This window comes from Pantoea sp. NSTU24 (assembly GCF_050157905.1).
In the GTDB taxonomy this organism is placed as follows: Bacteria; Pseudomonadota; Gammaproteobacteria; order Enterobacterales; family Enterobacteriaceae; genus Pantoea.
In genome coordinates this window covers 302,411-317,500 of record NZ_JBKIWZ010000003.1, presented here as the reverse complement: position 1 = coordinate 317,500, position 15,090 = coordinate 302,411, and the positions used below count along the sequence as shown (strand labels likewise).

At 55.8% G+C, this 15,090-nt stretch carries 19 protein-coding genes; 10 read left to right on the top strand and 9 right to left on the bottom strand.

The window, feature by feature from the left end:
* Positions 1 to 124 precede the first annotated feature (124 nt).
* The 6 genes from ACLHDD_RS20040 to ACLHDD_RS20015 are packed head-to-tail and all read right to left on the bottom strand — an operon-like array spanning position 125 to position 4,876.
* On the bottom strand, positions 125 to 745 hold the full coding sequence (locus tag ACLHDD_RS20040; protein WP_427105578.1) for a tetratricopeptide repeat protein: 621 nt from the start codon (positions 743 to 745) through the stop codon (positions 125 to 127).
* A complete protein-coding gene (locus ACLHDD_RS20035) occupies positions 746 to 1,552 on the bottom strand; it encodes an SDR family oxidoreductase (RefSeq protein ID WP_427105577.1) in 807 nt (268 codons plus the stop codon). It lies immediately after the preceding gene.
* Entirely contained in the window at positions 1,536 to 2,153 is a 618-nt protein-coding gene (locus ACLHDD_RS20030) for a TenA family transcriptional regulator (protein WP_427105576.1), read from the bottom strand. Before ACLHDD_RS20030 ends, ACLHDD_RS20035 begins: the two co-directional genes overlap by 17 nt.
* A 51-nt stretch (positions 2,154 to 2,204) precedes the next feature.
* Positions 2,205 to 3,641, bottom strand: a complete 1,437-nt coding sequence (locus ACLHDD_RS20025) for an AMP-binding protein (RefSeq protein WP_427105575.1) — start codon at positions 3,639 to 3,641, stop codon at positions 2,205 to 2,207.
* Positions 3,631 to 4,281: a thermostable hemolysin gene (locus ACLHDD_RS20020; RefSeq protein WP_427105574.1), complete on the bottom strand. Its 651-nt coding sequence runs from the start codon at positions 4,279 to 4,281 to the stop codon at positions 3,631 to 3,633. Before ACLHDD_RS20020 ends, ACLHDD_RS20025 begins: the two co-directional genes overlap by 11 nt.
* Before the next feature lie 10 nt (positions 4,282 to 4,291).
* The gene (locus ACLHDD_RS20015) at positions 4,292 to 4,876 is read right to left on the bottom strand and encodes a cytochrome b/b6 domain-containing protein (protein ID WP_427105573.1); all 585 of its coding nucleotides are present in this window, start codon (positions 4,874 to 4,876) and stop codon (positions 4,292 to 4,294) included.
* 673 nt (positions 4,877 to 5,549) lie between these two features.
* Between ACLHDD_RS20015 and ACLHDD_RS20010 the strand changes: the two genes are divergently transcribed.
* A complete protein-coding gene (locus ACLHDD_RS20010) occupies positions 5,550 to 7,112 on the top strand; it encodes a methyl-accepting chemotaxis protein (RefSeq protein WP_427105572.1) in 1,563 nt (520 codons plus the stop codon).
* Between the two features lie 286 nt (positions 7,113 to 7,398).
* Complete coding sequence (locus ACLHDD_RS20005) at positions 7,399 to 7,809, top strand: YkvA family protein (RefSeq protein WP_427105571.1); 411 nt, start codon at positions 7,399 to 7,401, stop codon at positions 7,807 to 7,809.
* Here the strand turns inward: ACLHDD_RS20005 and ACLHDD_RS20000 are convergent.
* Complete coding sequence (locus ACLHDD_RS20000; RefSeq protein ID WP_427105570.1) at positions 7,711 to 8,058, bottom strand: hypothetical protein; 348 nt, start codon at positions 8,056 to 8,058, stop codon at positions 7,711 to 7,713. The two genes, ACLHDD_RS20005 and ACLHDD_RS20000, sit on opposite strands and share 99 nt — an antisense overlap.
* Before the next feature lie 635 nt (positions 8,059 to 8,693).
* Between ACLHDD_RS20000 and cybB the strand changes: the two genes are divergently transcribed.
* Together cybB and ACLHDD_RS19990 are read left to right on the top strand one after the other, a co-directional pair.
* Complete coding sequence (cybB, locus tag ACLHDD_RS19995; protein ID WP_427105569.1) at positions 8,694 to 9,218, top strand: cytochrome b561; 525 nt, start codon at positions 8,694 to 8,696, stop codon at positions 9,216 to 9,218.
* A gap of 66 nt (positions 9,219 to 9,284) precedes the next feature.
* Positions 9,285 to 9,635: a DUF3147 family protein gene (locus ACLHDD_RS19990; RefSeq protein ID WP_427105568.1), complete on the top strand. Its 351-nt coding sequence runs from the start codon at positions 9,285 to 9,287 to the stop codon at positions 9,633 to 9,635.
* Positions 9,636 to 9,845: 210 nt separating this feature from the next.
* Here ACLHDD_RS19990 and ACLHDD_RS19985 read toward each other — a convergent pair whose 3' ends face one another.
* Positions 9,846 to 10,334: a DinB family protein gene (locus tag ACLHDD_RS19985; RefSeq protein WP_427105567.1), complete on the bottom strand. Its 489-nt coding sequence runs from the start codon at positions 10,332 to 10,334 to the stop codon at positions 9,846 to 9,848.
* A 61-nt stretch (positions 10,335 to 10,395) separates the two neighbouring features.
* Between ACLHDD_RS19985 and ACLHDD_RS19980 the strand changes: the two genes are divergently transcribed.
* The 6 genes from ACLHDD_RS19980 to ACLHDD_RS19955 all read left to right on the top strand — a co-directional run bounded on the left by ACLHDD_RS19980 (position 10,396) and on the right by ACLHDD_RS19955 (position 14,564).
* A complete protein-coding gene (locus tag ACLHDD_RS19980; protein ID WP_427105566.1) occupies positions 10,396 to 11,055 on the top strand; it encodes a DUF1345 domain-containing protein in 660 nt (219 codons plus the stop codon).
* A 269-nt stretch (positions 11,056 to 11,324) separates the two neighbouring features.
* Complete coding sequence (locus ACLHDD_RS19975; RefSeq protein WP_427105565.1) at positions 11,325 to 11,810, top strand: hypothetical protein; 486 nt, start codon at positions 11,325 to 11,327, stop codon at positions 11,808 to 11,810.
* Between the two features lie 229 nt (positions 11,811 to 12,039).
* On the top strand, positions 12,040 to 12,708 hold the full coding sequence (gene fetA, locus ACLHDD_RS19970; protein ID WP_427105564.1) for an iron efflux ABC transporter ATP-binding subunit FetA: 669 nt from the start codon (positions 12,040 to 12,042) through the stop codon (positions 12,706 to 12,708).
* The gene (gene fetB, locus ACLHDD_RS19965; RefSeq protein ID WP_427105563.1) at positions 12,695 to 13,474 is read left to right on the top strand and encodes an iron efflux ABC transporter permease subunit FetB; all 780 of its coding nucleotides are present in this window, start codon (positions 12,695 to 12,697) and stop codon (positions 13,472 to 13,474) included. The genes fetA and fetB overlap by 14 nt, the downstream gene beginning before the upstream one ends.
* A 261-nt stretch (positions 13,475 to 13,735) precedes the next feature.
* Entirely contained in the window at positions 13,736 to 14,047 is a 312-nt protein-coding gene (locus tag ACLHDD_RS19960) for a hypothetical protein (RefSeq protein WP_427105562.1), read from the top strand.
* Positions 14,048 to 14,297: 250 nt separating this feature from the next.
* Positions 14,298 to 14,564, top strand: coding sequence for a hypothetical protein (locus tag ACLHDD_RS19955; protein ID WP_427105658.1), 267 nt, complete (start codon positions 14,298 to 14,300; stop codon positions 14,562 to 14,564).
* 189 nt (positions 14,565 to 14,753) lie between these two features.
* On the opposite strand, the gene ACLHDD_RS19950 is transcribed toward ACLHDD_RS19955, so the two are convergent.
* Positions 14,754 to 14,984: a hypothetical protein gene (locus ACLHDD_RS19950; protein ID WP_427105561.1), complete on the bottom strand. Its 231-nt coding sequence runs from the start codon at positions 14,982 to 14,984 to the stop codon at positions 14,754 to 14,756.
* Between the last annotated feature and the right edge of the window lie 106 nt (positions 14,985 to 15,090).

The window sequence follows — 15,090 nt, the reverse complement described above, 5'->3', positions numbered from 1 at the left end:
TCAGATCGGATAGGGAGTGCCACAGGGCGGGCACTGAACGAACCTTATCCTGGCCGCTGTTCTGAAAACGAAAACGTCAGGATCAGGCTCGTTACTATAGCCCACAGCGTGACATTATCAGCGGTTAATCCAGTTTTTTCAGGTCACGCTCAATGTCGGCATGACGGCCGCTGTCAGCAATGTCACGTCCGGGACGCGGGGCGGCGTTAAGCGCCTTATTCAGATAGCGTCTGGCCGCCTCTTTATTACCCTGTTCGAGCTGGAAGTCGCCATAGAAATAGTTGGGATCGATACCGTCAGGATTGATGGCAAGGGCTTTTTGCAGCATCGCCTCGGCTTTTTTATCATCGCCGAAACCTACCGGCCAGCCCGGCACCTGATAGTAAAGCGCGCCGAGGCTGGTATAGGCCGAGCCCTGCAATGCCTGCGGATTAATCGCCAGGGCTTTTTCCAGGTCAGCTTTCGCCTGTCTGACCAGGCTCAGTGCGCCCAACCCGCCTTTCGCACCTGCCCAGCTACTGTCGATGATTGCGCTCCAGATCAGCAGGTCAGGATCGCTGTCACGTCCCTGAATGCGATGGGCTTGCTGGCTGAGTTCACTCAGGCAGACCTGTTTCTGATTTTCCAGTGTACGGTACTGGCACACTGACCACGCTTTTTGCAGAGAAGCGAGCGGGGCTTCCGCCGACGCCAGGCCGGGCAGGGCTGTCAGCGACAGCGTTAACAGTGCGAAAAGAGGTTTCATTTATTTTATCTCCGCTGAAGCGTCAGACTGTAAAAAGCGATTAATAACCGGCAGCTTTTTGAGCAGTGCCCGGTCAACCAGGGCGGGCAAAAGCGCATTAACGCGGACAAACAGGCTTTCCATCACGCCAATCCTGGCCCTGCGACGACCGTGGATCAGCGTGTCTGTGATAAACCGTGCGACCTCTTCCGGTGTGTCACTCCGGTTTCCCAGCGCCGCATTCATGGCGTTAACCGCTGCAGAGTTGAGCCCGGTTCGGGTGGAACGGGGCGCGGCGTACACCACCTTAACGCCGGTTGCGGCAAGCTCCCGGCCCAGCGCTTCCGAAAAGCGATGCAGCGCCGCTTTGGAAGCACAATAGACGCTGTAGCCCGGATGACCCAGTTCGCCCAGAATTGAGCCCACATTCACAATGGTGCCGCCGGCACTGAACTGATGAATCAGCGCGCGCGTCAGAATCAGGGGGATCTCTGTATTGACGCGCAGCTGCTCACGAATATCCGCAAAACTCTGCTGTTCAAGCCGCGCAAAACGACTGGTGCCAGCGTTGTTAATCAGCACGTCAAGCTGCCGCCCGCCCTCAAAACAGCTGCCGAGCGAGAGCATCTCGTCGTCGCTGTAGTCAAACAGGGCAAATACGGTATGGCGGTCGGGGTCCTGCATCCGGTGACGCAGGTTCTCCAGCTCGCTGTGGTTGCGGCCAACCAGCCAGACACAGGCCCCCGCGGCGGACAGGCGCAGAGCCAGCGCCTGACCGATCCCGCCATTAGCGCCGGTCAACACCACATTTTTATTGCGCAGTTCCATCGGGTACCTCAGCAAGAGCACGGAGCATGTCGCCGTAAAGCGCATAGACGACGTTGGCGGTATGAATGATGTCCTGCTGATCGCGTACATCCGTCACTTTGTCCATCAGGCTGGCAAAGAACTTCAGATGCTCCAGATCCAGCGCGCCGTGCGACCGCAGATAGGTTGTCGCCTCTTCCGGCAATTTCAGCGCATGCTGCAGCGATTCCGCAATCGGCGTGGCAATGTTAACGCTGGTGCCTTCCAGCACATGCACCATGCCGAATATGCACAGCGGATTGACGCGCTCGATGCGGTAGTAGAGATAGGCGAGCATTAGCTCGATGGCCCGGCCGGGTGCGCCGTTGCGCACCGTGTCCGCATCGCCGCCGCAGGCGCGGATATCGTTCAGGATCCATTCGTGATGGCCATATTCCTCTTCGATATACTCAGCCAGCGCCGCCTGCAGCCACTCTTTCCCGGCGGGCAGACGGCTTCCAGCGCTCATCAGCAGGGGAACGGTATGGCTGACGTGGTAAAAGGCCTGGCTGAGAAAGGCGATATACATGTCACGCGTCACGTTACCCCGGGTGCTCTGTTCGATCACAGCGCTGCTTAACATTACGTTGCGAGCCTGTTCCGTTTGTTCCTGTAATTGCTGATAAAAGGCCATTCAGAGGTACTCCTCACTGTTCAGTATTTGATGCTTCATCAACGTCCAGATCGCATCGCGACGTGGGCGTCCGTTGGCGGTCAGCAGCTCAGGTGATGAGATGACCGGGGTAAAAATCAGATGGTGCGGGCGCGCATAGTCCGGTAAGGCGGCAGACAACGCCGTCAGCTGTTCACGGGCGGCGGACTCCATGCCCTCCATCGCATGAATGAGGGCTACGTTGCGCTTCAGCCCTTCGCCAAACATGACGATGCGTCGGACGGCGCCGCAGCTCATTGCCTCCGCCTCAATCCACTCTGGCGAGAAGTTGCGGCCAAAGGCGGTGATCTGCACGTTGCGTGCGCGCCCGTTAATGTGAATAAAGCCTGAAGGATCCTGCTCAGCCAGATCGCCGGTATTGATCTGCGCGCTGAACGGCGTCTCGCCCAGATAGCCCGCGGCGTTACCAGGGCTTGCCACCAGCAGCGTACCGCTGGCGTCGAAAGAGATATCGATGCCGGGCAGGGGACGCCCCGTGCTGCCCGCCTGTGCGTTGTCAGGCAGATTCAGTGTCACTACCGAACCGCATTCTGAAAGGCCATACCCTTCATAGACCGGCAGACCAGCTTCTCTGGCGGTGTGCAGCAGACCGACGGATACCTTGCCGCCGCCAGCCGCCACGAACTTCAGCGAGGCACTGACAGCGGGCATGCGGCTATGCAGGAAAGTCAGTACGCGCAGCAGTTCGGGAACCAGTACCAGACTCTGCGGCTGCCAGCGCAGCAGCGCCCCGGCAAATACCTCATGGCTGAACTGGCTCGAACCGGTAAAGCCGACCTCGGAAGCGGCGGGGATTACCGTGGTAACGCCCAGCAGAAGCGGCACATAACCGCCACAGATATTCTCCAGCAGCGTACTCAGTGGCAAAACCACCAGATGACGCGCCAGCGCCAGCGGTCTCATCGCCGTCGCCAGCGCAGAGGCGGTCCACTCAATCCCGCGCTGTCTCAGGCAGACCCCTTTTGGCTGGCCGGTAGTGCCCGAAGTGAAGGTGATTTTGATCGTATCCCGGTGCAGTTCGGGCCGGGTCGGGCAGGGCAGTTGCTGCAGCTGGCCTGCAGAAACAGGCATAAAAGCGCCCTCACCCGACGTTGCCTCACCCAGCATAGCGTCCAGGCCTGCTGAGTGGATGACCCACGACCGCTGCTGTGGCGAAAAAAAGGTCGGAACAGGCACGCAGATAATGCCCGCCTTTAAACAGGCGAGATCGGCGATCATCCAGAAAGGACCATTTTCCAGCGCCAGCCCCAGCCGCTGAACCCCCGCCTGTTGCAGCTCTTCAGCCAGGGTGGAAACAGCCTGTTCATATTCGCGCCACGTCCAGCTTCGCGCGGTGCTGACCAGCGCCACGGCATCGGGCTGGCTGGTGGCATGACGGATAAGGGTTTCAATGAGCATGACGAAGGTTCTCCTGCTGCACGTCCCAGGGGGCCGGGGGTAATTCACCAAAAAGATTGAGAAGCAGCGAACTGCCTGCCAGCGCCTGCTGTCCGCCCGCGAGATCGCCCGCCATGACCTGAGGCCGGTGCTGGTAGTAGCGTCCCCACACGGCGTCACCGCCTGCCAGGCGGGTGTGGTCAGCCATGGTTATGCACACGGGCGACAGATGAAGCCTGGCGAAGATGTTGCGGATCTTTTGGGTGCCCGTGAACATGATGTACTGATAGCGATAGGCGTTGAGCAGCAGGCAGACGGCCGCATACATGACGCGGGCGGCTGCCCCATCGACCGCCGCAAAGTTACCGGCTTCGACGATGCTGTTGCGGTGGACGCTGGTAAACCCGTGTTCAGGCAGGCTCGCCTCCGCCGGTTTGTCCAGATATTGCTCAAGAAACATCGGGCCCTGAGACGCTGGCATCACGCCACAGGCGGCCAGCAGATTATCCTCTCCGTCACAGAGCATCAGAATCCACGGCATCAGAACCGTCAGTCGGGCATCAAAATGGTGTGAATAGTGGTCGCGAATAAAATCGGTGGCGATATTGGCCTGTGACGCACCTGCGACCCATTTGAGCGAACATTCCGGCGTGATTCTCATTGCGTCACCTTTACTCTGCGGAGCGTAAATCAGCGGTCTGTTTTTTATTGCGCAGGAAAATATGCGCAACGCCCATCAGCCCATGTGCATAAAAGTACGTTTCAATGAAGGTGGTCAGGAATTTATGCCAGTGCAGAAACAGCCCCGAATAAGGCGCCAGCGAGGGCAGCAACCTTTCTGCGGCAAACCAAGCGCTGCCTGACGCCGCAACCAGCAGCAGGGCGGCGACGCCCAGTCCCTGCACCGTAGCGGCAATACTGCCGCAGGAGGATTCCGGTAAAGCGAACTGCATCAGCTGACGGATATCGGCTTTGATCTGTCTGAAATCGAAGAACGCCCAGCTGAAGTACCATCTGATACCTCGCTGCCCGATCATCCAGGCCAGCAGGATCAGGCCCAGGACCAGCAGCAGTGCACCGGAAAGGGCATGCCACCAGGTCATCAGCGCCGGCCAGCCCGATTCGCTCAGGGCGTCGGCGTCGATAAAGTTTGAATTGATGATCTGCAGTGCGATCAACAGCGCAATGGAAATATGAAGGCCACGAAAAAAAGGGGCGTAATCATGCGGCAGAGATCTGAGTAAAGTCTTAAGCATTTTTTTCACTCCAGGTCAGTATGGAATGAATTATCGCGGCCGGATATTAGGATTACCTTAAGCGAAACAGCCTCAGAAAACTTTTTTACCTTTTTTCTCGCTATCATAAGAAAGGATTCGTCTCTTCTTTAATGTGAGAAATCAGCGGAGTGGCGTTTCTATCCCCGCGCCGGGTCAGTAAACAGAGTCGGGTAGCAATAAATCGCTGGAAGAAAGAGGAGAGGAATGCGAGGCACGGTCTGAATTAAACGCGAATCGTGATGATAATGATCTGATAATACGCGGCGTGATTATTCCGCCGGAAACAGGCTTTTTTCTCGGGAAATGAAAAGGCGCATAAGTGTCAGATATTTATTACGCAGATAAACATTCAGGCCGCGATGCTTCCCGGCCTCGCTGTAAAAGATCCCGACACCACAGCGCGCACCGTTCGTTCAGGGTAACGCTTCACAGCTGCAGCTCAGCCCGCTTCTGCCCTCTGATCGCGCGTCTTTTCAGCGCGTTCAACCTTATCGTTTAATCCGGCGCTGATAAATAAAAAAGATTTATTTCATCTGCATGTTTAATCCCTCTTTTTCCCGCTTCGTCTGCCGATAACAATTTCAGGTAACAGCGTAACAGAGACAGGGATGTGTCGCTGAACGCATCCTTTTTGATTACTTCGGGGCTATCCATGAAACAGTACAAAAAAATGAAGTTAAGCGTCATGCTCAATGCCGCATTTCTGACCGTTATTCTGATGGGAGTTTTTGTAACCGCCTTTGCCGGATTTAAACTTAATACGGCCAGCGATCAGCAGAAATTAACGCGTGCGCGACTGACCGACCTTCAGACGCTCCAGACACTTAAAGATAACTTAACGCAGCAGACGGCACTTTTATTGTCCGTTTCTTCAGAGACGCAGCCGCAGGTGAAAACGCAGTTTTTTGATCTGCAGTCAAACAGCGACACTACGATTGCGCATTTTCGTACGCTGATTAACGGCGCGAAAAGCATCCCCGGGATTAACCTGGCCGAGGTGGATGAAGCCTCCGGAAATTTAAAGAAAATTGAAGACGCCGCGGGGCCACTGAATCAGGCTGCGCAGACCCTCTTCAGCGCCGATGCGGCCGCTTTCCCGGGCAGGCTTCGCGAGGGATTGATCCCGGTAGTTGAGCAATACCGGGTTGCCGTGAATGGGATGGTGGACTATCAGGCCAGGGTGACGGGCAAGACCGCGGAAACCTCCAGTGAGGCGTTGTCAGGCGTTTACATGACCCTCGCGGCCCTGACGACGCTGTTTGTGGTGATGGGGTTTGTCATGAGTGCCCTCATTACGCGCCGGATCAAATCCCAGCTTGGAGGGGAGCCTTCACAAGCTCAGCACCTGGCTGCGGCTATTGCCGCTGGCGATCTGACGACGGCCGTTACTCTGCGTAAAGGGGACAGCGCCAGCCTGATGGCTTCGCTGGAGAGTATGCAGACCAATCTGCGCGACCTGGTTTCGCACATCAAAGACGCCTCCTCTTCTGTCGCGATGGCCGCAGATGAGATTTCTCAGGGCAATACTGAACTCTCTTCACGTACCGAGCAGCAGGCGGCCGCACTGCAGGAAACTGCGGCCAGTATCGAACAACTGACCGCAACGGTGAAAAGCAACACCGCAACGGCACAGCAGACGGCAGCGTCGGCTCGCGAAACCGCTGCGCTGGCGCGCTCCGGTGAAAGCGATATGCATCGTATGTCAGACACGATGAACGATATTTCAAACAGCGCGACCAAAGTCAGGGACATCACATCCGTTATTGAGGGCATCGCTTTCCAGACCAACATTCTGGCGCTTAACGCGGCGGTGGAAGCCGCGCGCGCAGGCGAACAGGGGCGTGGCTTTGCGGTGGTGGCAGGTGAAGTCCGGACGCTGGCACAGCGAAGCGCGACTGCAGCCAGAGATATCAAAGTGCTAATCGAGGAGGCAGTAGCACAGGTTGAGAGTGGCGTAGACGTCGCTACCGGAACCGGCAAAAGTATCCTGCAGATTAATGCGATGGTCGGGAAACTGGCTGATGCGATGGACAATATCTCACTGGCTTCCGCTGAACAGATGCAGGGCATTTCCCAGGTCAGCATTGCGGTGAATCAGATGGATGGCGTCACGCAGAATAATGCCGCGCTGGTGGAGGAGTCTTCAACCGCATCTCAGTCGCTCTCTGCCCAGGCTCACTCTTTACGCGAAACGGTTAACGCTTTCCATATTTAAGCCTGAACGCGCCTGCATCATCCTGAATCAGGCGCGTTCAGAAACGTGCGGAAAACCGGATAACAGGAGGCGGGATACTTGAAGTGGGTCAAATTTGCTGCCGTAAGCCGGGCTTTACGTCAGCACGACGCGTGGCCTGGGTTGTTCGGAAACAACCACCTCGTCAGCACGGCATAAACGATGCTCAAGAAGCGCCAGAGAGGCGCGAAACATCAAACGGAAGGTGCATGCGGTCTGGCTTGCCGCCCGTGAGCCCCGAAACCCCAGGTATGTGAAGGGGCTTGCGATGCTGGTGGCGGCTTATGCCGTCTCACCTGGTGATCTGATCCCCGACTTTATCCCGGTGATCGGCCTGCCTGATGATCTGATTCCTGTGTCATCAAGGATCATGATGGTGGTGCATCTTGTTCCTAAAGAGGTGATGCATGGACATCGGGAAACCGTCGCGCAGGCCACCAGGCATCCGATCAGTCGCATAATAGCTGGCATCCTTATACTGCTGTGGGGGCTGCGTACTACGCTGCTGGTCAGGGCCAGGATGTCATGCCGAACCGGCCTGCAAACTCAGCCTCAGCCTGACGTCCCGCGCGGGAACGCCTTACAGTCCGACCAGCGTGATCTGCTTCTTAAGAGTCAGCGCCTTATAGAGCGCTTTCGCCAGGCTGCCCTGTTCCACTTTCGCCTGCATGCCGTCTGATTCTGTCCAGAACGATTTGATCCGCAGAACCGTATTGATACTGGTGACGCGCTCCATCTCCAGCACCGCCAGCACCGGATGACGCATTTCGCCACACTCATCGGTTGCGTCTGCTTCGATAACGGCGGCACGCGTCGCCTGGCTGTCATAGATCACCTGGCAACGTGCACCGTTCAGCGTAAGGTTCTCTATCACTTCATACAGGCACTCGACGGCTTCAGCACTGTAGGATGCGGGGAGCGTTAACATTACAGATCCTTCTGATGTAAATAAGTGAACAGCCAGCATAGGCGAACAAGTTAATCAGGAGAAGTTGCTGTTTTTGAATAAGAAAATTAGGTTTCTAAGGTTACGGTCACGCAGGTTATGGTTACTCTGGTTATGGCTGGCACTGCCAGTAAGCGAGGCGCGAAAGGGCTAGCGTGGCAGGGCGCGGATTTGACTTAAGTCGGCATGGCTGTTTATGCGCAGGAATCGCGCCAGTAAGAAATGGTTTAATCCTTGCTGCGGCGATCACCTGCGGTGGCAGCGGGCCGGAAAGAAGCCTGAGGTCAGATTAAGTTTAAGAATTATCGCTATTCTGTCTGAACCCGTTTTCCTGCGCTGGCACGGTTTGCGGCGCACCGGGAAGGGGGGTTAAACATCTCTCAATCCGGTGAAGCGAAGAACCGGCTGCGACAGGCTGACGGGCGATGCCCGCCCGCGCCGTGCATGACGGCCGGGCTCTGGATTGGGGCAGACCGGCAGAAAATGATGACTGTCAGGGCCTGCGAGGCAATGGCGTACTGTAGTCACAGGCTGTCACAATCGCCGATAAAGGCCTAATAAACATCTAATAATTTACTGGTATAGTGACGGGAAAAAATAGTGGCGGGGATTTATTAATGCTGAAGAAATACAAAGGTTCACAGATACTTTTTCACTGGCTGACGGTCCTGTTAATCATTGTGGCGTACGCCACAATTGAGCTGCGCTGGATGGCAGAGAAGGGCACCTGGCAGCGAAATGCAGTGATGATCACGCACTTTTCGGCCGGATTCAGCGTCCTGATTCTGATGATTGCCCGCCTCTGGTTGCGCGCCAGGAGCAAGACGCCACCGATCACGCCACCCGTTGCGCGCTGGCAGACCGGCCTTTCCCATCTGGTTCACACGCTGCTATATGCGCTTTTTGTGGTACTGCCCATTCTGGGGCTGACCTCACGCTACCTGCGAGGGAAAGAGTGGGCGCTGTTTGGGATTAATATGCCGGTTGCGACGACGCCCGATCCGGCCACGGCCAGTATGCTGATTGACTGGCACGAAACCCTCGCTCCGATGGGCTACTGGCTGATTGGTCTGCATGCGCTGGCGGCGCTTTTCCATCACTATTTCCTTCGGGATGACACTTTGCGCAGAATGATGCCCTGATTGGGTATCTGAACGACCGGGCCAGCTTCAGCGTGGCCCGGTTAATGCGCCCTGCGGAGAACAACCATGGTCTGGCTGATAGCGAAATATGCGGTAACGGCCTTTATGGTCGTGCTGATCTCCGAGGTGGCAAAGCGTAGCGACCGGCTGGGGGGCCTGATTGCGGCCCTGCCGCTGGTTACGCTGCTGGTGCTGATCTGGATGAAGCTGGAAGGGCAGTCGGAGGAAAAGATTACTGCGCATGCGTGGTACACCTTCTGGTATGTAGTGCCGACGTTGCCGATGTTCATTCTGTTCCCCTTTATTTATCCCCGTTTTGGCTTCTGGCTGACGCTGCTGATCGCCAGCGCGGTCACTGTCGTCCTGTTCGTGCTCTGGGCGCTGCTGCTGAAACGCTTTGGCATCGTTCTGATGTAATGTTTAGTTGCCCGTCGCGGATAAATCTCCTCCACCTGATTTATCCGGATGAGGCTACGTCACAGGCCGGTAAAGGCTTACCCCCTGGTGGCAGTAAAGCTTTCAGTCGCAACTCTCGCTAAGGAGGGGTCAGAAGCGGCCGCGTAATCGTCGCCGCTAAAATGGCCGTCTGCGCGATCTCATATTGCATGGTGATCCAGGATGTTCCGGTCAGCGATGATGATCGCGCAGGAATACCGTCAGCACATCTTTCGGTGGCACACCCCCGCATTCACCGATTAACCAGCCGACCGCGCCGCGATGATAGGTGCCGTGAAAGAGTACGTGATCCAGCATTTCACTGACGCGCATTTCGCCGTGGCCGCCGTCGACAAAGGTGAAGCGAACCACCTCGTCTGCATCCGCGGGCGTCATGGCGCTCACCCGCTGGATATACCTCTCCGTGCAGGCGGTCATGCTGACCTCCAGCGCCTCGGCAGTGGGTGTCTCTGGCGTGTTGAGCGCCGTGTAACCGTGCGGCTCGCCTGACATATTGGCTTCGAAGATTCTGTCGACCACATAGATATGGTTCATCAGTCTCAGCATCAGGTGACGCTTCCCTGCATCCGCCGTGTCATCGATCGCTGTGATGCCTTTCAGCGTTTCCGAATCAATCCAGCGTTTGTACTTCAGAAGTGTAACAATTCTGTCCTTGTCCATGATTTTTACCTGAATTTAGCTAAAGTTGAGATCACGCTGATTAAACCACACTGGCTGACCTATGCCGACAACATTGACCTCGACGCTCTATTCCCGCTTACGTCTGCTACTCTCCATTTCCGCTGGCCTGGTGAGCTATTTTTTGCTCTCTGATCAGTTGGGAGAGATGCAGCGTTTGCTGATCGGCTGGAACGTGTGGGCCTGGCTCTATCTCTGCACGCTCTGGTTCCGCATGCTGCGAACGGAAGCGACCGCTATACGACGCATTGCTCAGCAGCAGGACCAGAGTGCCGCGCTGGTTCTGGGTCTTGTTATTGTGGCGTGTGTGGTCAGTATGGTGGCGATTCTGAGTGAGCTCCCGACGCTTAAAACGCTAAACGGTACGCCACGGCTGATGCATCTTTTGCTGACCGCGATGACGCTTGCTGGCTCCTGGGCCATGCTGCCTACGGCGTTTGCGATGCACTATGCTCATCAGCACTATCTTTATCGGGACAGCGAGACGACTCCGCTGATCTTCCCTGAGAACAAGGTGAACCCGGGCTACTGGGATTTCCTCTACTTTTCGTTCACCCTCGCGGTCGCGTCGCAGACGGCAGACGTCGCCACCGGCACGACGGCGATGCGCAGGCTGGCGCTGCTGCAGTCTGTGATCTCATTTCTGTTTAATCTGGCTATTCTGGGGCTGTCGGTGAATGTGGGGGCCGGATTGCTGAATTAGCGGCCCGACCGCAGGCTGGCAGCGAGGTTTCAGGCCGCTTCTCCACGTTTTTTACGCACCTGTCACTTTCAGCCATGAACCGGTCAGAACGATAATCTGTGGGCTGCGCGTTGGAAATCCGCGTTCTCGTTTTATCCACTCCTGTTGCATACAGTGATTATAACTTTATGTAATAAAGTGTAATTGGCCTCTTTCACCCGCTAAACACAGCAGGTAAGTTTCAGGGGAGTTATGCCAGACATTTCCCTAATCCCCGGAGGAGACAGAGAGTGAAAGCAACGGCAATGATGACCAGCAGTCTGTTAATGCTGATGAGCGGTGTACATGCGGAAGGACTGACCTCGGCCAGACAGGACAATACGCTGACCGTCAGATTCGGCCAGCCGACCATTAAGCAGGTGCTTCACTACCGCAAAATGTACGACAAAAAACCGTTTCCGGACGCTGAGATTTACTACTACGATAACGGCACGTACAAAATCATTTCACAGGGTGAGGATCATTACGGCGTCTACGTTATGCAGGGCCACGCTGATGATCAGACCTTTACCGTGCGTTTTATCTCTCTGCCCTCGTCTGACTGGGGCAATAAAACCGCCTTTCATCAGTTAACCTTTGTCAAAGGTGACCAGCAGAACGTCTTTATTCAGAACGCGATTGTGGATACCGGCGAAGCGATTGCTCAGCAGAACGGCACCTACACGCAGGAGATAAACAACGTCAGTCATCCGGTTTCTGCCCGCTGGAAAAACTGAGCATCACCGGGTGGCCGCTCTGAGCCACCCGGCTTATGTTTGTAGCTGTGGCCTGAATGATGATCGCAGCCAGATTGGATGAAGAAGATGGTCTGTCCCGCCCGAATGCCTTATCTTCACCGCCGAATCTTTTATCGTGCCGCATCTGTGCGCTTAGTGCACCTGATCGGTAAACAGCCGGTGTCGGCCCCCGACTTCTCCACTGTTAATTAACACCCTGAGGCGAAATATGGACAGAGGTTTGCCCCTGCTGGATGCGCAGGCGATCGCTTTTTCCGCTGGTGAGCGCCAGCTTCTGCAACCGATCTCTTTGCAGTTGTATCCGGCCGATAAAATCTTACTGACCGGCCCTTCCGGCAGCGGCAAAAGCACTCTGCTGAAGATCCTGGCGTCACTGGTGGCGCCGACCTCCGGACAGATTTTTTTCAGCGGCAGTGACATTACCACGCTGGCGCCGGAGAGCTATCGCCAGAAGGTTTCTTACTGTTTTCAGACCCCACAGCTCTTCGGTCAGACAGTGTATGACAATCTGGCACTGCCCTGGCAGGTTCGCCATCAGAAGCCTCCGCGCGACACCCTCGTCAGCGCGCTGGAAAGCGTCAACCTCGCCGCCACGATGCTGGACAAACCGGTTGATCAGCTCTCCGGCGGGGAAAAACAGCGCGTCGGTTTGCTGCGCAATCTGCAGTTCATGCCGCAGGTGCTGCTGCTGGATGAAGTGACCAGCGCCCTTGATGAAGAGAACAGGCAGACCGTGCTTGCTCTGATCGACCATGTTTCCACAGCGCATCAGGTCGCCGTTTTGCGCATCAGCCATGATGTTCAGGACATAGAACAGGCCGAGCAGGTGCTTCGTCTGGCACCGCAGAAAAAGGAGAATGCGCGTGAATCAGCATGATATCAGTGACACCTCGCTATTGCTGTCACTGAGTCTGGTCATTATCGCTTTGCTGATCAGTCAGAAAGAAAAGCTCGGCTTGAACAAAGATATTATCTGGAGTGTTTGCCGGGCTATCGTACAGCTGGTGATCGTCGGCTTTGTGCTGAAATCGATTTTCGATATTAACAACGACTGGCTGACCGTGCTGATGGTGCTGTTTATTTGCGTCAACGCCGCAATCAATGCCCGTAAACGGGGACGGGATATCGGACATGCGTTTGGCATCGCGTTTACAGCCATTTTCAGCGGCACGGTGATAACCCTCGCGATTCTGGTGCTGAGCGGCGCGATAGTCTTCGTGCCAATGCAGGTCATTCCCATCTCCGGCATGATTGCGGGTAATGCGATGGTCGCCGTCGGACTCTGCTTCACCAATCTGACTCAGCGTTTCCGGGATAATCACCAGAGAATCATGGAGATGCTGAGTCTGGGTGCCCCGGTGAAGCTGGCCTCGAAACGGATTATCGCGGACAGCATCCGCACCGCCATGATCCCGACTGTGGATGCAGCGAAGACCGTTGGGCTGGTCAGCCTGCCGGGAATGATGTCGGGCCTGATTTTTGCGGGTATCGATCCGCTCAAGGCCATCAAATATCAGATCATGGTGACCTTTATGCTGATTGGCACTGCCAGTCTCTCAACCATCATTGCAGTCTGGTTATCTTACCGGCGTTTTTACACTGACAGGGCGCAGCTGAAAATCGCCAGTCCGTCGGATCCGTAAGGTCGCGTCAGATATCTTTCGTCGCGCCCGGAACAGCCAGGTACAGTGATGATGCGGGTACTCAGAGCTCCCGCCGGGGGCTGAATAAAAGAAGGGGCAGGGCAGGTTCACCGTTGCCTGTTCTGACAGCGATTCCAGCGGTTGCCTCACAGATCTTCAGACACGGCTAAGCAGCTCTGCACGGGTTTGTCTCTTCCTGACAGTCTGTTACGTAATGCTTTTCATGATAATGTTAAAACCTTCACGATTAAGGAGAGCAATATGATTGTCAGAACATGGCACGGATGCGTTCCGGTCAGGCATGCTGAAGGATTTGCCGATCACCTGCAGAAGACCGGTGTTGAACATTCAAAAGGGACGCCGGGCAATCTGGGGGCCAGCGTACGCAGAGAAACCCAGGGGGAATGGGTGCATTTCTTTCTCGCAACCTGGTGGGAAAACATCGAGGCAGTAAAACTTTTCGCCGGGGAAGACTATCATGTCGCCGTCACCTGGCCTGATGATGAACAGTTTGGGCTGCTATCCGACCCGTATGTTTTCCAGCATCAGGTGCAGGGTATTACGCCGCTGTAAGTGACTGACCAGCAGACGCAGGTCGCTGTGGCTCTCCTGCTTCCTCAGCGGGCTTACTTCTGAAGTCCGCACTCCCGTTCAGATATAAGCGCTTCTGCGCCCCAGGCTCCGGGCACGGAGCGGGCTAAGAAATCACCTTCACAGCCCCCTGTTCCGCGCCTTATTCAATGGATTGTCAGGCTGACTGGTGCGCTACGTTATCCTCCTTGTTCCGGAGGAAATCATGACTCAAACCTGTGTCGTTTCGTTAATGCTGAGTCTGGCGCTTTGCTGGGCCGGTACGGCTGATGCTAAGCGTCAGAAGCAGACAGATGATGAGATTCGTCAGCGCATTATCGACGATTCCATCGCTGCTTATCCTGGCGTCTGCGCATGCCCCTTTAACGCTGCGCGTAACGGGAGCCGCTGTGGGGGGCGTAGCGCCTGGAGTAAGCAGGGCGGATACGCACCGGTTTGTTTTAAGAAAGAGGTGTCAAAGGAAAGTGTTGATGAATGGCGCAGAGATAATGATGCCTGAAGGGCGTCGTCCGGTCATGTGGCATGGAAAACCAGCGTGAAGATGGCAGGGAAGTCTGGATCACCACGCTCTGCCTGATGCTGAAAAGTCGCGCAACACCCTGACAAGACAGTGACTGATGTCGGGCGGATAACGCGCTGATGACCCAGACCAGGCCATCAGCGTACACACTACAGTGTCACAGGCTGCTTATTTCTGCGCCTGCTGAGCCTGCTGATTTTTTTCCGCCTCTTTCTGTTTCTTTTTCGCCATGTGATGTCCGACTGCACAGCCTGCCGCAGCGCCCGCCACACCATGATGCGCAACATGACCTGCCACGCCGCCCTCGGCCGCGCCTTTCAGACAGCCTTCAGCATTGGCCTGCATGTTCACAGACAAAAACAGACCGGTCGCCATCAAAATCACTGATAATTTTTTCATCGCTGGATATCCTGGTAGTCACAGTTGCATGTTGAACTCAGCAGAGCATAGCGATCCTGTGAGCGTGGTGCTGGCCGGGATACAGGAATCGCGATGTTAGTTACCA

Coding starts and splice junctions, on each gene's coding strand:
- ACLHDD_RS19980 (WP_427105566.1), top strand. CDS start 10,396: ATGCCGACAACATTGACCTCGACGCTCTATTCCCGCTTACGTCTGCTA.
- ACLHDD_RS19955 (WP_427105658.1), top strand. CDS start 14,298: ATGCTGAGTCTGGCGCTTTGCTGGGCCGGTACGGCTGATGCTAAGCGT.
- ACLHDD_RS20005 (WP_427105571.1), top strand. CDS start 7,399: ATGCTGGTGGCGGCTTATGCCGTCTCACCTGGTGATCTGATCCCCGAC.
- ACLHDD_RS20020 (WP_427105574.1), bottom strand. CDS start 4,281: ATGAGAATCACGCCGGAATGTTCGCTCAAATGGGTCGCAGGTGCGTCA.
- ACLHDD_RS20040 (WP_427105578.1), bottom strand. CDS start 745: ATGAAACCTCTTTTCGCACTGTTAACGCTGTCGCTGACAGCCCTGCCC.
- ACLHDD_RS20010 (WP_427105572.1), top strand. CDS start 5,550: ATGAAACAGTACAAAAAAATGAAGTTAAGCGTCATGCTCAATGCCGCA.
- ACLHDD_RS20035 (WP_427105577.1), bottom strand. CDS start 1,552: ATGGAACTGCGCAATAAAAATGTGGTGTTGACCGGCGCTAATGGCGGG.
- ACLHDD_RS20015 (WP_427105573.1), bottom strand. CDS start 4,876: ATGCTTAAGACTTTACTCAGATCTCTGCCGCATGATTACGCCCCTTTT.
- ACLHDD_RS19950 (WP_427105561.1), bottom strand. CDS start 14,984: ATGAAAAAATTATCAGTGATTTTGATGGCGACCGGTCTGTTTTTGTCT.
- ACLHDD_RS20025 (WP_427105575.1), bottom strand. CDS start 3,641: ATGCTCATTGAAACCCTTATCCGTCATGCCACCAGCCAGCCCGATGCC.
- ACLHDD_RS19960 (WP_427105562.1), top strand. CDS start 13,736: ATGATTGTCAGAACATGGCACGGATGCGTTCCGGTCAGGCATGCTGAA.
- cybB (WP_427105569.1), top strand. CDS start 8,694: ATGCTGAAGAAATACAAAGGTTCACAGATACTTTTTCACTGGCTGACG.
- ACLHDD_RS20000 (WP_427105570.1), bottom strand. CDS start 8,058: ATGTTAACGCTCCCCGCATCCTACAGTGCTGAAGCCGTCGAGTGCCTG.
- ACLHDD_RS19990 (WP_427105568.1), top strand. CDS start 9,285: ATGGTCTGGCTGATAGCGAAATATGCGGTAACGGCCTTTATGGTCGTG.
- fetA (WP_427105564.1), top strand. CDS start 12,040: ATGGACAGAGGTTTGCCCCTGCTGGATGCGCAGGCGATCGCTTTTTCC.
- ACLHDD_RS20030 (WP_427105576.1), bottom strand. CDS start 2,153: ATGTTAAGCAGCGCTGTGATCGAACAGAGCACCCGGGGTAACGTGACG.
- ACLHDD_RS19985 (WP_427105567.1), bottom strand. CDS start 10,334: ATGGACAAGGACAGAATTGTTACACTTCTGAAGTACAAACGCTGGATT.